Below are 15,428 nucleotides of genomic sequence, written 5' to 3'. Positions count from 1 at the left end.
CTTATCTACCGCCCCGCATCTTCAGAAGCGAGGTAAAATTCGCGTCCGGGCGCATTCCTGCGCTGCCCATGGCATCCCGGACGCCGAAGCCCGTCTTCAGCCTCCCTTACGGCCGGAGGCGCGGCGCTGGTGCAACGCTTCCTCGATCTCCTCGCCACCGGCGCCGACCAGGGCGACCGGGTCCACGGCGACCTCCAGATCCTCCGGCCGGGCGGGCTCGGTCGGCTGGCTGCGACGGGACTTCGGCACGCGCAGCAGCGCGTAGGACAGCAGCGACAGCAAAGCGAGGCCCGGCATGATGGCCGTCGTCGCCGTGTAGGGATCGGCGAACAGCGCGGCCACCGCCGTGCCGGCCAGCCCACCGCCGATCTGCATGAAGCCGATCAGCGCCGACGCCGCCCCGGCCATGCGGGGAAAGCCGGCCAGGGCGTCGCTGGTGGCGCCGGGCATGACCAGGGCGATGCCGAAGGCCCAGACGGCGGTCGGCGCCATCACGCTCGCCACGGTCGGGTCGCCGGTCAGCGGCGCCAGGGCGAAGCCGAGCCCGCCCAGCGCCACGCAGGCCAGCCCGTAAGGGATCAGCCGCATCGCGTCCACCCGGCGCAGCAGCCGCCCGGCCAGGGTCGCCCCCAGCGTGTAGGAGCCGGTCTGCAGCAGCATGGCGAAGCCGAAGACGGTCGGGCTCAGCCCCACCCGCTCGATCATCACGAAGGGCAGCAGCGCCGCCATGGTGTAGAGGCCGCCCAGCGTCGTGCCGAGCACCAGCCCCGCCCGCATGAAGCGCCGGTCGGTCAGCAGGGTCCGGTAGTTGCGGATCACCGGGCCGGGCCGCGCCGCCGAGCGGTCGCGCGTCCGGTTGGTTTCCGCCGTGCCCAGCGCGAAGACCGTCAGCACGGCGATGCCGTAGAGCGTCATCACCACGAAGATGGCGTGCCAGCCCACCGTGCCCAGGATCACACCGCCGAGCGTCGGCGCCACCGCCGGCACGATGGCCAGCATCAACCCGATCAGGTTCAGGATGCGCGCCGACCGCTGGCCGGTGAACTGGTCGCGCACGATGGCGCGGGAAATGGCGATGCCCGCCGCCGCACCGATGCCCTGCAACGCCCGCCCGACCAGCAGCCATTCGATGCTGCCCGACAGCGCCGCCACGACGCTGCCCAGGACGTAGGTGACGAAGAAGCCCAGGGCGACCGGCCGCCGCCCGTAGGCGTCGGACAGCGGCCCGCAGGCAAGCTGGGAAAAGGCGAAGCCGAAGAAATAGACGGAGAGCGTCAGCTTCAGCGCCGCCGGTGTGGTCTGGAACGCCTCCACCAGCATCGGCAGGGCCGGCGTGTAGAGGGCGAGGCTGAGCGGCCCCAGCGTGACGATCAGCGTTCCGATGACGGCGGTACGCGTCTCCGTCATGGCGGGCGCGTCGGTCTGCACGGGGGAATGGCTCATTGGCCGGCCCCGCCGCGGTTGTCGGCGATCATGTCGTCGGCGATCATGCGGTTGCGCAGGCGGTCCAGCATGTCTTTGAGCAGAACGATCTCTTCCGCCGAAAGGTCGGCCATGGCCGACTCGCGCTCGGTGCGGAAGGCCTCCAGAACCTGGAGCGCCAGCGGCTCGGCCTGCGGGGTCGGCTGGACGATCTTGGCGCGGCGGTCCGCCGGGTCCGGCTCGCGGACCACCAGCCCGCGCGCCTCCAGCCGGTCGAGGAAGCCGACCAGGGTCATCGGCTCCACCCACATGTGGGTCGCCAGCACCGACTGGCGCGAGCCGGGGTGGCGGCAGACATAGACCAGCGCCCGCGCCTCCCCCGCCGTGAGGTCGAGCCGGGCGTCGTCCAGGGCACGGTCGAACCGCGCGCGCAGAAGCCGCGCGCAGTCGATCAGGATCATTCCGAAGGGGGATTCATCAAGCATCCCTTATTGTAAGGGCGCCTTATAATTTCCAACAACCGCGGGCGGCGCAGGGCGGTCATGCCGCGGCGCCATGGCCGTGCACCGGCAATCCAGCCGGTATGAAACCAACCCGAGCTGAAGCGAAGCCGACGCGCCAAATAGTCGCAGCATGAAAATCTGTTGCGGACCCGCCGCCGCAAGACGTAGTTTTTCCACCTTGGCAGCAGCAATGGGTGCTCCGTGGTCCGCGCCACCGCCATCGGAACTGCGCATCGACCGGACGAAGAACGGCGCGTCCCTTTGCTTCAAAGGAACGCCATCAAAGGCCGAAGGACGCTCCGCATAGGTATACTTACGGATTACTGGCAGCGTCCGCCTTTTGCTACACCCCTGCCCTCATTTGGGCTTTCCGGGGGCGGGTTTCCCGGCGCTTGGCTGTCCAGGCGTGATGTCCGGCGGCGGGGGAACGTCCATGGGGGTCGGCAGCATGCTCTTGGCGGCCTCGCGGTCCTGGGCCAGACGGTCCAGATCCTCCTGGCGCTGCGCTTCCGTCCGCAGGTCGGTGGGGCGCGGCGGAACCGTGCCGAGGTTGGGGTATTCCCGGTTCTGGCCGGACATGCTGCGCACCGGCGCCTCCTGGCTGGGCACGTCGCGACCGGTCACGGCGCCGACCAGACCGGTGTCGAGCACGCGGTCGCTGCAGGCCGGCAGGGCGAGAACAACCAGGACGGACAGTGCCGGACCCAACCGACCCGCCTTCGCAATCACGTCGCGTCGGATACCCGTTTCCATTCTGCGAACCTCACATCCGAACCCATCCGGCCGCTTGAACGGTGGTGGGCGAAATGAAATCTTCATACGAGAGGTGTATGACGGACCCCGGCTCGAACGGACATGGCAGAAGCTGTCCGGGATGCCAGGACCGGCACGCACTCCGACCGAACAGACTTCCGGCAGGCACTGTATAAACCGCACAACGTCCCTCCTGAAGCCTAAAACTCGCCTAAAGAAGAAGGACCGCACCAATGGCCGAAAACCAGGCCCCTGACGTCAAGCTTCCCGACCCGGTGGAGATGTCGCGGGCGATGACCCGCATCGCCGAGCAGAGCCAGCGGCTGGTCACCGAATTCCTGTCCCGTCAGGCCTCGGACGGCGTCGGCGCGAAGAATCCCGACCCCATGGGCGTCGGCCATGCGTTCCTGGAAATGACCACGCGCATGATGGCCGATCCGGCGAAGCTGATGAAGGCGCAGATGACGCTGTGGCAGGACTACCTGACCCTGTGGCAGCGCACCACCCAGCGCTTCTTCGGCCAGGAGGCCCAGCCGGTCATCGCCCCGGCGAAGGACGACCGCCGCTTCAAGGATTCGGCCTGGGACGAGAACACCCTGTTCGACTTCATCAAGCAGTCCTACCTGCTGTCGGCCCGGTGGATGCAGTCCACGGTCAACGGCGTGGACGGGCTCGACGACCACACGGCCAAGAAGGTCGACTTCTACACCCGCCAGTTCGTCGATGCGATGGCTCCCTCCAACTTCGTCATGACGAACCCGGAGGTGCTGCGTACGACCATCGAGACGGGCGGCGAGAACCTCGTCAAGGGGCTTGAGCACCTGCTGAAGGATCTGGAGCGCGGCAAGGGCGAGTTGCGCATCTCCATGACCGACTACGACGCCTTCCAGGTCGGCAAGAACATCGCCGTCACTCCGGGCAAGGTCGTCTTCCAGACCGATCTGATGCAGCTCATCCAGTACACCCCGACCACGCCGGAGGTGAACAAGCGGCCGCTGATGATCGTGCCGCCCTGGATCAACAAGTACTACATCCTGGATCTGCGCGAGAAGAACAGCTTCATCAAGTGGGCGGTCGACCAGGGCCACAGCGTCTTCGTCCTGTCCTGGGTGAACCCGGATGAAAAGCTGGCCCAGAAGGGCTTCGAAGACTACATGTTCGAAGGCGTCCTGGCCGCGCTGGACGCCATCGAGAAGGTGACCGGCGAGAAGGACGTGAACGCCATCGGCTACTGCCTGGGCGGCACGCTGCTGGCCTCCACCCTGTCCTACATGGCGGCCAAGAAGGACGACCGCATCAAGTCGGCCACCTTCTTCACCACCATGCTGGACTTCACCGAAGCCGGAGAGCTGTCGGTCTTCATCGACGAGGAGCAGCTCACCATGATCGAGAGCCAGATGGCCCAGCAGGGCTACCTGGACGGCTCGAAGATGGCGACCACCTTCAACATGCTGCGCGCCAACGACCTGATCTGGTCGTTCGTGGTGAACAACTACCTGCTCGGCAAGGACCCGTTCCCGTTCGACCTGCTCTACTGGAACAGCGATTCGACCCGCATGCCGGCGGCGATGCACAGCTTCTACCTGCGCAACATGTACCAGAAGAACCTGCTGGCGAAGCCGGGCGCGGTGTCGCTGGGTGGCGTGCCGATCGACCTGCGCAACGTGAAGACCCCGTCCTTCTTCCTGTCGGCCCGCGAGGACCACATCGCGCCGTGGAAGTCCACCTACATGGGCGCCCACCTCTTCTCCGGCCCGGTGAAGTTCGTGCTGGCGGCCTCCGGCCACATCGCCGGCGTGGTGAATCCGCCGGCCGCCGGCAAGTACTGCTACTGGACCAACGCCAAGCTGCCGAAGGCATCGGATGACTGGCTGGCGTCGTCGGAGCAGACCCCCGGCTCCTGGTGGCCGGAGTGGAACAACTGGGTCTCCACCTTCTCCGAAGGCAAGGTCCCGGCGCGCAATCCGGAAAAGGGCGGCCTGCCCGTTCTGGAGGACGCCCCCGGCTCCTACGCCAAGGTGCGCATCGTCTGATGCCCCAAATCCGGAGGGCGGTCCGCCGCCCTCCGGATGCCCGGAGCAGTTGTCGAGCCGTCGACGCGGCGGACCACAAGAGTGGCCCATAAGAAAAGGCCCCGGACCATGGTCCGGGGCCTTTTCCTTTGTCAGCGAAAACCCCGGACCGAGGTCCGGGGCTCCGTGTCCCGAATGGGAACCTGCGCCTTACGACGACGGGGCGTTCGCACCGCGCGGCAGGATCTGCGCACGACGGTTGGACGGCTCGCGGACGTTCGGGCCGGTCTGCACCAGGAGCTGGCTCTCGCCCTTGCCCTCGGTGGTGATGGCGCCGGCGGCGATGCCCTTGGAGACGAGGGCCTGCTTCACCGCCTCGGCGCGACGCACCGACAGACGCTGGTTGTAGGCCGGCGAACCCGAGGTGTCGGTGTGGCCGACGACATGGACGCGGGCGTTGGCGCCCTTGCCGATGGCGGCGGCCGCATCGCCGATCACGCGATCGGCGGCCGGGGTGACGTTGGCCTTATCCCAGTCGAAGAACACGAGGTATTCGGTCTGGGCGCGGGCGGCCGGGGCCGGAGCAACCGCCGGAGCGGCGGCCGGCGGGCACTTGAAGCTGCCCTGGTGGGTGGCGTAGCCGCCATCCGCCGTGCGGACCGGGGTGTCGTTCCAGCCGATGACCGGATTGCACCACTCGGCGGTGTCGGCGCTCTGGGCCTGAGCCCCGGCGGTCAGGCCGAAAGCGACGACGGCGGCCGGCACGACGGCCATGGTAGCGCGGAAGAAGCTGTTCATTTCTCCACTCCCTTAGAGACACACTCCCTACCGCTTGGTTCGCGGAGGACGAATCGCACAAACGATAGGACTTATCGCGTGCATGTAACGTGACAAAACGCGAAACATGTGGGGTTTGTCCACGTACAAACATACCCTTCGGAAGTCCTACACGTTTCGTGCCGGTGTCACTGTTGCTAGTATGCCACAGTGCTGCGACGCACTAAAGAGGTATTAGCCCTCTCTGTAGATTTGAGCAAGCCGCACGTAGTTCCTGACGTTTACCGGGAAGAAGGAAAGGTCCTTTTCCGTTAGTGCACGCACGGGTCTTGCGGGACTTCCGGCCCAAAGTTGCCCCGTTGCCACACGCTTCCCGGGGGTCACCAGAGCCCCGGCGGCCACCATGGCCCCCGACTCGACGTAGGCACCGTCCATGACGCAGGCCTGCATGCCGATGAAGCAGCCGCTCTCCAGCGTGCAGGCGTGCAACAGGGCCATATGGCCGATCGACACGTCGTCGCCGATGTAGGTCCCCTGCCCCGCAGACGCGACGTGAATCACGGTACCGTCCTGGATGTTGGTGCGCGCACCGATTCGGATCTCGTTCACGTCGCCGCGGATCGTGCAGCCGAACCAGACGCTGCTGCCCGGCCCGATCTCCACGTCGCCGATGACCGAGGCCGTCGGCGCCACATAGACGCTGGGGTCGATCTTCGGATGCGTGCCCTGGAAGGGCAAGATCAGGCCGGACATCGCAGGCGATTTTTCCTCAGGCTGTTTCTCTTCGGTCACGGGAACAGCGGGGCCTGCTCCAGGCCGGTCGTCTCGCCCAGGCCGAACATGACGTTCATGTTCTGGATGGCCTGGCCGGAGGCACCCTTCACCAGATTGTCGATGACCGAGACGATGATGGCGCCGCGCGGGGTGCGGTCGGGGAAGACGCCGATCAGCGCCTGGTTGGAAGCGCGGACGTGGCGGGTCGCCGGGGCGATGCCCGCCGCCGTGACGTTCACGAAGGGCTCCGATTCGTAGCGCGCGGTCAGGGTGGCGCGCAGGTCGTCGGCGGTGACCCCGTCGGCCATGCGGACGTAGATCGTCGCCATCATGCCGCGGTTCATCGGGACGAGGTGCGGGGTGAAGCTGACCGTCACCGGGCGCCCGGCGGCCAGCCGCAATTCCTGCTCGATCTCCGGCATGTGGCGGTGATGGCCGACGCCGTAGGCGTTGAAGCCCTCCGACACCTCGGTGAAGAGGTTCTGCTGCTTGGCGTCGCGCCCGGCGCCGGACACACCCGACTTGGCGTCGATCACGATGCCGCCCGGCTCGATCATCTCGTCCATCAGCAGCGGCAGCAGCGGCAGCAGCGAGCAGGTCGGGTAGCAGCCGGGGTTGGCGACCACGCGCGCCTTGCGCACGCCCTGCCGGTTGAACTCGGTCAGGCCGTAGGCGACCTCCTTCTGGAGGTCCACGGCGCGGTGCTCATGCCCGTACCAGGTGGCGTATTCGGCGGGGTCGGACAGGCGGAAGTCGGCGGACAGGTCCACCACCTTGATATGGCGCGGCAGGCCGGCGATGACCTCCTGCGTGGTGCCGTGCGGCAGGGCGCAGAAGACGGCGTCCAGCTTGTCCCAGGCGACCTCCTCGATCTTCACGAGGCCGGGCAGGTTGAACTGGCCCAGATGCGGGAACACCTCCGCCATGGGCTTCCCCGCCTGTCGCTCGGCCGTCAGCGCGCAGATCTCAACGCCGGGATGGCGGAGAAGCATGCGCACCAGCTCGGCGCCGGTGTAACCGGACGCACCGAGAATGCCGACGCGGATGGGGGAAGTGCTGTTGGCCATGGACGCTGTTCCTTTTGACGCACGGGGATGGGCACGGAACGGTGAAGACGAGTGAAACAGACCTGAATCAAGAAAGGGGCGCCCCGTCGGGACGCCCCTCGCTTGTACAGCAGTAACGCGGGTCCGCGGTAGGCTTTAGCGCTTCGAGAACTGGAAGCTGCGGCGGGCCTTGGCCTTGCCGTACTTCTTACGCTCGACGACGCGGGCATCGCGGGTCAGGAAGCCGGCGGCCTTCAGCGGCGGACGGAGCGCCGGCTCGAAGTAGGTCAGCGCCTTGGAGATGCCGTGACGGACCGCGCCGGCCTGGCCGGACAGACCACCGCCGGCCACCGTGACCATCACGTCGAACTGGTCGGCGCGGTCGGTGATGCCGAACGGCTGGGCGATCATCATGCGCAGCACGGGGCGGGCGAAATAGACTTCCTGGTCGCGGCCGTTGATGACGATCTTGCCGGAGCCCGGCTTGATCCACACGCGGGCGACGGCGTCCTTGCGCTTGCCGGTGGCATAGGCGCGGCCCTGGGCGTCCAGCTTCGGGGCGACCACTTCGGCGGAGGCGGCGGCCGGAGCGGCAGCGATGTCCTTCAGGCCGGAAAGGGTGGTGGTAACCTGAGCCATTGGATTACGCGCTCCGCTTATTCTTCGGGTTCATGGCCGCAACGTCGAGAGCGACCGGCTGCTGCGCCTCGTGCGGGTGGGCGGCGCCCTTGTAGACCTTCAGGTGGGTCATCACCTTGCGGCCGAGCGGGCCGCGCGGAACCATGCGCTCCACGGCCTTCTCGATCACGCGCTCCGGGTACTTGCCGTCCAGGATCTGGCCCTTGGAACGGCCCTTGATGCCGCCCGGATAACCGGTGTGCCAGTAGAAGATGTCGTCCTGGCGCTTGTTGCCGGTCAGCTTGACCTTCTCCGCGTTGATCACGACGACATGGTCGCCGCAATCCATGTGCGGGGTGAAGGTCGGCTTGTTCTTGCCGCGCAGGATGTTCGCCAGGATGCTGGCAAGCCGGCCGAGAACGAGGCCGTCGGCATCGACGACGTACCACTTCTTCTCGATGTCGGTCGGCTTCAGATTGAAGGTCTTCATCGCCACACTCGTTGACTAAACGTGGATCGGCGGGCCACCGAAACTGGACGTTCAATCCCCGGGGCGCCGAAGCGGCCGGTTTTGTACGCAGCGCAGGGGTGCTCTGTCAACGGAAAAATATCCGTTATATATCAATGCTCTACGCGCACGGTATCATTTTACCGTTAAAGCAAAACCATTGATATCATTGACGTTTTCAAGACATCTCCTGATCGTGGTATCCTGATACCGCGAGGGTCACCGGGTCGTGCGGCGGAATCGAGTAGGTGCCGGTGGCGTGGGCGACGGGCTCCGGATCGCCCTCGGAGAACAGCAGGACTTCGCCATAGGCCAGCCGCTTGCCCATCTTCAGGATGCGGCAATCCGCGGTGATGGCGACCGGCGCCGGGCGGCGCAGGAAGTTGATGGTCATGCTGGTGGTCACCGCCAGTTCCACCCGCCCGATCAGACTGAGCACGGCGGCGTAGAGCGCGACATCGGCCAGCCCGAACATCGCCGGCCCGGTCACCGTGCCGCCGGGACGGACGAAGCTGTCGTTGTAGGGCAGCTTCATGCGCACGGTCCCGGCGCCGAGCTGCTCGATGGTGATTCCGTAATTGCCGACCAGCGGCACGCCCTCGCGAATCAGGGCTTCCAGTTCTTCGGCGGACACGACCGGCGCGCTCATTCCCTCACCCATGGCTTTTCTTATGGAGACCCGATCATGGCGGACATCGCCCGGGCCGCCAAGCGCGTCGCGTCGAAGCCTATTTCACATCACCACCCCCTCACATCAACGTCATAAATCTACAAATTTGATCAACAAATAGGTTGAGTTGTCCGCCGTGGCATCGTTAGATGATCGGACCACACGCCCGGTTCCGTGGCGGGAGCGGTCGGGGTACTGTTCCCGCCAACGATCAAAACATCCGGGAGGAATGGACAGCGATGAACGACACCCCGCCCCTCATCGGCGACGACACGCCGCTGGTTCTCCGCGAGAACCGCGACGGAGTCGCAACCCTGACGCTGAACCGCCCGCAGGCGCGCAACGCCCTGTCCGTCGGGCTGATGGCGGCGCTTCAGGCGGAGATGGACGCCATTCACCAGGATTCCTCGATCCGCGTCGTGGTTCTGGCCGGAGCGGGGCCGGCCTTCTGCGCCGGGCACGACCTCAAGGAGATGCGCGCCAACCCGGACCGCGAGGCGTACGAGGCGCTGTTCGTCCAGTGCTCCAGACTGATGCTGACGGTCAGCCGACTCCGCCAGCCGGTGATTGCCAAGGTGCACGGCATCGCCACGGCGGCGGGTTGCCAGCTCGTCGCCACCTGCGACCTCGCCTACTGCGCCGACACCGCGCGATTCGCCACGCCGGGCGTGAACATCGGCCTGTTCTGCTCCACCCCCATGGTGGCGCTGAGCCGCGCCGTGGGGCGCAAGGCGGCCATGGAAATGCTTTTGCTCGGCGACCTGATCGGCGCCGAGGACGCAACGCGCATCGGCCTCGTCAACCGCGCGGTGCCGGCCGACCGGCTCGACGCCGTGGTGGCGGAGGCGGCGGGCAAGATCGCCGCGAAGTCGCCGCTGACTCTCGCCATCGGCAAGGAGGCCTTCCACCGCCAGATCGAGCTGGGCGTGGAGGAGGCCTACGCCTACGCCGCCCGCGTGATGACCGAGAACATGCTGGCCCGCGACGCCGAGGAGGGCATCGACGCCTTCCTGCAAAAGCGCCCTCCGGTGTGGTGCGGCCGATGAGCGGCCCCGCCCCCTCGCATGACGGCTACAGCGACGAGTTCATCCGCCAAGTCCTGGACCGGGTGAAGACCATCGCCCTGGTCGGCGCGTCGAACGACCCGGTGAAAGCCAGCTTCATCGTGCTGAAATACCTGCGCGACAAGGGCTACCGCGTCATCCCGGTCAACCCGAAGCTGGCCGGCCAGACCATCCTCGGCGAGCGGGTCCACGCCAGCCTGTCGGAGTTGCCGGAGCCGCCGGACATGGTGGACGTCTTCCGCAACGCCACCGCTGCCGGAAGCGTGACCGACGAGGCCGTCGCCATCGGCGCCAAGGTGGTGTGGATGCAGCTCGGCGTGCGCAACGACGAGGCGGCGGCGCGGGCCGAGGCGGCGGGGCTGACCGTGGTCATGAACCGCTGTCCCAAGATCGAGCTTCAGCGTCTGTTCCACGAGATCGGGCGCATCGGCGTCAACTCCAACATTCTGACGTCCAAGAAGGCCGCACCGGCCAAATCCTTCAAAAAACTGATGTAAAAAGCAGAGGAAGCCATCATGAGCGAGCAGAAGTCCTTCGGTTTCGAGACCCGCGCCATCCACGCCGGCGCCGCCCCCGATCCCGCCACCGGGGCGCGCCAGACGCCGATCTACCAGACCACCAGCTTCGTCTTCGACGACGTGGACGACGCGGCCTCGCTGTTCAACCTCCAGAAGGTCGGCTTCATCTACTCCCGCCTGACCAACCCGACGGTGTCGGTGCTGGAGGAGCGGCTCGCCAACCTGGAAGGCGGCGCCGGCGCCACGGCCACCTCCTCCGGCCACGCCGCGCAGCTGCTCGCCCTGTTCCCGCTGATGGAGCCGGGCGACGAGATCGTTGCGTCGCGCAAGCTCTACGGCGGCACGCTCAACCAGCTCGGCACCAGCTTCCCGCGCGCCTTCGGCTGGAAGTCCGTCTTCGTGGACACCGACCAGCCGGAGAACGTCCGCGCCGCCATCACGGCGAAGACCAAGGCCATTTTCGTGGAAAGCCTCGCCAACCCCGGCGGCGTGGTCACCGACCTGGAGGCCATCGCGAAGATCGCCGACGAGGCCGGTGTTCCGCTGATCGTCGACAACACGCTGGCGACCCCGTACCTGATCAACCCGATCCAGTGGGGCGCCACGCTGGTCGTGCATTCGACCACGAAGTTCCTGTCGGGCAATGGCACCTCGGTCGGCGGTGTGGTCATCGACAGCGGCACCTTCGACTGGGGCAAGTCGGGCAAGTTCCCCGCTTTGTCGGAGCCGGACGCCGGCTATCACGGGCTGAAGTTCCAGGAGACCTTCGGCCATCTGGCCTTCACCATCCACGGCCACGCCGTCGGCCTGCGCGACCTCGGGCCGAGCCAGGCGCCGCTGAACGCCTTCCTGACGCTGAACGGCATCGAGACGCTGCCGCTGCGCATGCAGCGCCACAGCGACAGCGCCCTGAAGATCGCGCAGTTCCTGGAGAGCCATCCGGCGGTGGGCTGGGTCAGCTACGCCGGGCTGGAGTCGTCCAAGTACCACGCGCTGGCCAAGAAGTACCTGCCCAAGGGTGCCGGCGCCGTGCTGACCTTCGGCGTCAAGGGCGGCTTCGACGCCGGTGTGAAGGTGGTGGAGAACGTCCAGCTCCTCAGCCATCTCGCCAACATCGGCGACAGCCGGTCGCTGATCATCCACCCCTCCTCGACCACGCACCGCCAGCTGTCGCCGGAAGGTCAGGCCCAGGCGGGCGCCGGTCCGGACGTGCTGCGCCTGTCGATCGGGCTGGAGAGCGTGGAGGACATCATCGCCGACCTCGACCGGGCGCTGTCCGCAGCCTGATGCTGGTTCCCCCTGCCCGCTCCGGCGTCCGGCCCCGGCGGGCGGGGGCTACCTCGCAAGAGGTAGGCGTGGCGCGAAGGGCTGAGCACTGGCCGTTCCATTGACCGCCGCAGGTCATAGCACCGACCCTGACCCGAACAGGGTGGGGAAGCGGGGCATGAGCGGACGGCTCAGGCGGGGAGTGGCGACGGTCGCGTTGCTGGGGCTGGGCGGCTGCGCGGGGGCGCCGGTGGCGATGACCGCCGCGTCCTTCGCGGTGGACGGGATGCTGTATGTCGGAACCAACAAGAGCAGCACCGACCACATGCTCTCGGCGATGCTGCAGCAGGATTGCGCGACCTTCCGTGTCCTGAGCCAGGGCTATGTCTGCAAGCCGGTGATCGTGCCGGTGGTCCGCAGCGCGGAAAGCGTGCCGGTCCCCCTTCCGGAAACGGAACCGTCGCCCGCCCCCGCCCCGCCACCGCCAGCACCGCTTCCCGTGACGGCGGAGGTGGAGATTGCCGCGATTCCGCGCCTCGCCGAACAGCGCTTTCTCGTGGTTGCGGGCAGCTTCTCCAAGCGTGGACAGGCCGAAGCCCAGCGCGCGCGGCTGGGCCATCCGGAGGCCGACATCGTGGCCGCCGACGTGCGGGGCCGGCGCATCCACCGCCTCGTCCTGCCGCCCGAGGACCGCCCGACCGCCCTGCGCCGGCTGGCCGAGATCCGCGCCGCCGGGGTCGGCGACGCGTGGCTCCTGACCTGGACCGGGTGGACGGTGGTCGCCGACCTGCCCGGCGCCGCGCCCTACCCCAGCCTGCCGGACAAAATGTGAGCCGTCACTCCGCCGCCGCCATCGGGGCCGCGGCGGGCTTGACCGGAGCGTCGCGGTCGCGCGGCAGCAGCAGCGCCGCCGCGAAGGCGACCAGCGCCAGCACCGACAGCGTGATGTAGAGCATCACGAATTCGCCCGTCCGCTCGTAGACCAGGGCGACGAGTTGCACGGCCAGTGGGCCGGCGCCGAAGGACAGGATGAACTTGGCGCCATAGGCCAGCCCGCGGTGCTTCTCCGGCGTGTAGCGGGCGAGCAGGAGGTTCTCCGCCGGAATCTGCACCTGGGATGCGACGACGACCAGCGCCGCGGCGCCGACCAGCGGAAGGTCGGCCAGGACCGCCACCGCCGCCATCATCGGCACCTGGACCAGCAGGCAGAGGGTGTAGATGCGCTTCAGCGGGTACTTGTCGGCCAGATGCCCACCGATGAGCTGCGGCAGGGCGGCGAACAGATAGACCGCCGTCACCACGCCGCCGACGCCCAACGTGCTGCCGCCCAGCAGGTCGCTCAGCCGCGCCTCGAACAGCTTGGGCAGCACCACCTGCATGGCGTTGAACATCAGGCCGGCGCAGACCATCGTCACCGACAGCACGAAGAAGGCGCGGATCACGTCGCCGCGCGAGGCCTTGGGGATCGGCTTCACGTCGCCCTGGCGATCCTCGACCTTGCCCAGCGCGATCAGCAGGGCCAGCACGACGCCCAGCCCCAGGCAGACCGCGCCCGGAATCAGAAAGGCCGAACGCCAACCCAGCCATTCGGTCAGGCCGCCGGCCACCACCGCCGCCGAGGCGATGCCGATGGTGCCGAAAATGCCCTGATAGCCCAGCGCCTTGCCGCGGTTGGTGGCGTTCTTGACCATCCAGGCCATGCCCACCGGGTGGTAGATGGAGGCGCCGAGGCCGAGCACCGCCAGCGCCCACAGCAGCGCCTCCGGACCGTCGGTCAGGCCGCAGGCGATGGTCCCTGCCCCGGTCAGCAGGAAGAAGACCGCCATCATCCGGCATTCGCTCCAGCGGTCGCCCAGCCAGCCGGCCAGCGGCGCGCCGACACCGATCATCAGAGCGCCGAGCGTCCACAGCCGGATCAACTCGTCGTAGGGCAGCTTCCATTCCCGCTCCAGCGCCAGGACGACCGTCAGGAACAGGGCCGACACGATGTGCATCAGCGCGTGGCCGATCCAGGAAAAGCCGATCGACAGCCGCGCCGATGTGTCGGTCATGGAAATTCTCCGCATCCGGATGATTTGCGCTTGAAAGCAACCATCGCGAAACTGGCATGCGGGTCGGAGGCGGTCCAATGCGCCGCCGTCATGGCGGGCATGCGACGACCCGCATCAGGACTCAGATAGTGGCGTCGCGCAGCCAGTCCAGATAGGCCGGGTTGCCGCGTCCCACCCTCAGCTCGACCACGCAGGGCACCTCGTAGCCGTGCAGTTCCCGCACCCGCGCGGCCAGCCGGTCGAACAGCTCCGCCCGCGTCTTGGCGATCAGCACCGTCTCCGTGGCCTCCTCGATGGCCCCCTGCCAGCGGTAGATCGAGGTCATGCCGTCCAGGATGTTGGCGCAGGCGGCCAGCCGTTCCTCGACCAGGGCACGGCCGATGCGCCGGGCTTCGTCGCGCGATCCGGCGGTGATGTAGGCGAAGACGAATTCCATGACCGAACCCTTTCGATGTAGAGTGCCCGAATCTTGCCACAGGCCGCCAGAGCGCGACAGCCAGGCCGCAACATTTTCCGAGGCGACGAACCATGGCCGCACCCCGACGCACCATGTCCCGACGCCGCCCCACCGAGGCGCAGGCGGCGTGGCTGCGCAGCGGCCTGGACCAGCCTGGCGGCAAGCTCCCCCTGTTCGACGGCGACGGCCAGCGCGTCAAGCGCCAGACCATCGAAAGCTGCCTGAAGTCCGGCTGGGCGGAGCGCTGGTTCCACAACCCGCTGAAGCCCGACTGGCTGGTCTGCCGCCTGACCGACACCGGCCGCGCCGCCCTTGCCCCCCGCCCCGCCGCGAAGGAACTCGCCCAGGCGGAATGACCGCCAAGCGGGTGACCGATCCACCCTCTGCGCACCATGTTGCGGTCCGCGAACGCTCGCGGCCCGAACGGGCTTCTGCCTTATCGTGACGGTATCAATCCATGCAGCTTTCCGACCTCGGCCAACGCATTTGCATCCTCGGGCCGTCCAACAGCGGGAAATCCACCCTTGCCGAAGCCATCGCGCGGCAGCGTGGCTTTCCCGTCGTCCATCTCGACCGGCTGTACCATGCCCCCAACACGGACTGGCAGCCGCGACCGACCGAGGAGTTCATTGCCCTGCATGACGCGGCCATCGCCGGGGAGCGCTGGATCATGGAGGGAAACTACTCACGCTGTATCCCGCAGCGTTTCCAGCGGGCGACCGGCCTGATCTACCTGGACGTGCCCATGCCCCTGAGCCTGCTGCGCTACGTCCGCCGGACCCTGTTCGAGCGGGAACGGCGAGGCGCTCTGGAGGGCCGCCGTGACAGCATCAAGTGGGAGATGATCCGCCACATCGCCGTCGCCACCCCGAGAAACCGGGAGCGCAACCTGCGCACCTTCGATCAGGCCGACCTGCCGAAGATACGGATCGACTCCGCGCGGGACCTGAACGCCTGGTATCGCCGCTGGAACCTGACGCGATGACGCC

General features: G+C 67.4%; 18 protein-coding genes. 7 read left to right on the top strand and 11 right to left on the bottom strand.

The genetic code is table 11. The features are described 5' to 3' along the window. Positions 1-96: 96 nt before the first annotated feature. The 3 genes from FHW79_RS28885 to FHW79_RS28875 all read right to left on the bottom strand — a co-directional run bounded on the left by FHW79_RS28885 (position 97) and on the right by FHW79_RS28875 (position 2,678). The gene (locus FHW79_RS28885; protein WP_183182093.1) at positions 97-1,443 is read right to left on the bottom strand and encodes a multidrug effflux MFS transporter; all 1,347 of its coding nucleotides are present in this window, start codon (positions 1,441-1,443) and stop codon (positions 97-99) included. Next, positions 1,440-1,907, bottom strand: a complete 468-nt coding sequence (locus FHW79_RS28880) for a MarR family transcriptional regulator (RefSeq protein ID WP_247884661.1) — start codon at positions 1,905-1,907, stop codon at positions 1,440-1,442. The genes FHW79_RS28885 and FHW79_RS28880 overlap by 4 nt, the downstream gene beginning before the upstream one ends. 375 nt (positions 1,908-2,282) lie before the next feature. Beyond that, entirely contained in the window at positions 2,283-2,678 is a 396-nt protein-coding gene (locus tag FHW79_RS28875; RefSeq protein ID WP_183182092.1) for a hypothetical protein, read from the bottom strand. A 233-nt stretch (positions 2,679-2,911) separates the two neighbouring features. On the opposite strand from FHW79_RS28875, the gene phaC reads away from it, so the two are divergent. Continuing rightward, positions 2,912-4,711 (top strand): class I poly(R)-hydroxyalkanoic acid synthase, encoded by a 1,800-nt coding sequence (gene phaC / locus FHW79_RS28870; protein ID WP_183182091.1) that lies wholly within the window; start codon positions 2,912-2,914, stop codon positions 4,709-4,711. 189 nt (positions 4,712-4,900) lie between these two features. On the opposite strand, the gene FHW79_RS28865 is transcribed toward phaC, so the two are convergent. The 6 genes from FHW79_RS28865 to FHW79_RS28840 all read right to left on the bottom strand — a co-directional run bounded on the left by FHW79_RS28865 (position 4,901) and on the right by FHW79_RS28840 (position 9,062). Continuing rightward, positions 4,901-5,488, bottom strand: coding sequence for an OmpA family protein (locus tag FHW79_RS28865; protein WP_014240251.1), 588 nt, complete (start codon positions 5,486-5,488; stop codon positions 4,901-4,903). Positions 5,489-5,701: 213 nt separating this feature from the next. Beyond that, the gene (locus tag FHW79_RS28860; protein ID WP_183182090.1) at positions 5,702-6,220 is read right to left on the bottom strand and encodes a gamma carbonic anhydrase family protein; all 519 of its coding nucleotides are present in this window, start codon (positions 6,218-6,220) and stop codon (positions 5,702-5,704) included. Positions 6,221-6,255: 35 nt separating this feature from the next. After that, positions 6,256-7,308, bottom strand: a complete 1,053-nt coding sequence (argC, locus tag FHW79_RS28855; protein WP_145685723.1) for an N-acetyl-gamma-glutamyl-phosphate reductase — start codon at positions 7,306-7,308, stop codon at positions 6,256-6,258. A gap of 135 nt (positions 7,309-7,443) precedes the next feature. Beyond that, on the bottom strand, positions 7,444-7,926 hold the full coding sequence (gene rpsI / locus FHW79_RS28850; protein WP_014240248.1) for a 30S ribosomal protein S9: 483 nt from the start codon (positions 7,924-7,926) through the stop codon (positions 7,444-7,446). A 4-nt stretch (positions 7,927-7,930) separates the two neighbouring features. Continuing rightward, entirely contained in the window at positions 7,931-8,395 is a 465-nt protein-coding gene (rplM, locus tag FHW79_RS28845; protein ID WP_014240247.1) for a 50S ribosomal protein L13, read from the bottom strand. 196 nt (positions 8,396-8,591) lie between these two features. Further along, positions 8,592-9,062 (bottom strand): PaaI family thioesterase, encoded by a 471-nt coding sequence (locus FHW79_RS28840; RefSeq protein WP_183182089.1) that lies wholly within the window; start codon positions 9,060-9,062, stop codon positions 8,592-8,594. A 260-nt stretch (positions 9,063-9,322) separates the two neighbouring features. Here FHW79_RS28840 and FHW79_RS28835 point away from each other — a divergent pair, with 260 nt between their 5' ends. The 4 genes from FHW79_RS28835 to FHW79_RS28825 all read left to right on the top strand — a co-directional run bounded on the left by FHW79_RS28835 (position 9,323) and on the right by FHW79_RS28825 (position 12,763). Continuing rightward, a complete protein-coding gene (locus FHW79_RS28835) occupies positions 9,323-10,129 on the top strand; it encodes an enoyl-CoA hydratase (RefSeq protein ID WP_183182088.1) in 807 nt (268 codons plus the stop codon). Continuing rightward, a complete protein-coding gene (locus FHW79_RS32995; RefSeq protein ID WP_247884660.1) occupies positions 10,126-10,644 on the top strand; it encodes a CoA-binding protein in 519 nt (172 codons plus the stop codon). Before FHW79_RS28835 ends, FHW79_RS32995 begins: the two co-directional genes overlap by 4 nt. 18 nt (positions 10,645-10,662) lie before the next feature. Beyond that, a complete protein-coding gene (locus tag FHW79_RS28830; RefSeq protein ID WP_247884659.1) occupies positions 10,663-11,952 on the top strand; it encodes an O-acetylhomoserine aminocarboxypropyltransferase in 1,290 nt (429 codons plus the stop codon). A gap of 157 nt (positions 11,953-12,109) precedes the next feature. Then, on the top strand, positions 12,110-12,763 hold the full coding sequence (locus FHW79_RS28825; protein ID WP_183182087.1) for an SPOR domain-containing protein: 654 nt from the start codon (positions 12,110-12,112) through the stop codon (positions 12,761-12,763). A 4-nt stretch (positions 12,764-12,767) separates the two neighbouring features. On the opposite strand, the gene FHW79_RS28820 is transcribed toward FHW79_RS28825, so the two are convergent. Together FHW79_RS28820 and cutA are read right to left on the bottom strand one after the other, a co-directional pair. Then, positions 12,768-13,982: an MFS transporter gene (locus tag FHW79_RS28820; protein WP_183182086.1), complete on the bottom strand. Its 1,215-nt coding sequence runs from the start codon at positions 13,980-13,982 to the stop codon at positions 12,768-12,770. A gap of 121 nt (positions 13,983-14,103) precedes the next feature. Continuing rightward, on the bottom strand, positions 14,104-14,418 hold the full coding sequence (gene cutA, locus FHW79_RS28815; RefSeq protein ID WP_183182085.1) for a divalent-cation tolerance protein CutA: 315 nt from the start codon (positions 14,416-14,418) through the stop codon (positions 14,104-14,106). 92 nt (positions 14,419-14,510) lie between these two features. Between cutA and FHW79_RS28810 the strand changes: the two genes are divergently transcribed. Beyond that, the gene (locus FHW79_RS28810) at positions 14,511-14,795 is read left to right on the top strand and encodes a hypothetical protein (RefSeq protein ID WP_183182084.1); all 285 of its coding nucleotides are present in this window, start codon (positions 14,511-14,513) and stop codon (positions 14,793-14,795) included. Positions 14,796-14,896: 101 nt separating this feature from the next. Continuing rightward, positions 14,897-15,424, top strand: coding sequence for an isopentenyl transferase family protein (locus tag FHW79_RS28805; RefSeq protein ID WP_183182083.1), 528 nt, complete (start codon positions 14,897-14,899; stop codon positions 15,422-15,424). The last annotated feature ends 4 nt before the right edge of the window (positions 15,425-15,428 follow it).

This window comes from Azospirillum sp. OGB3, assembly GCF_014192915.1.
In the GTDB taxonomy this organism is placed as follows: Bacteria; Pseudomonadota; Alphaproteobacteria; order Azospirillales; family Azospirillaceae; genus Azospirillum.
This window is presented reverse-complemented; position numbering and strand designations above follow the sequence as displayed.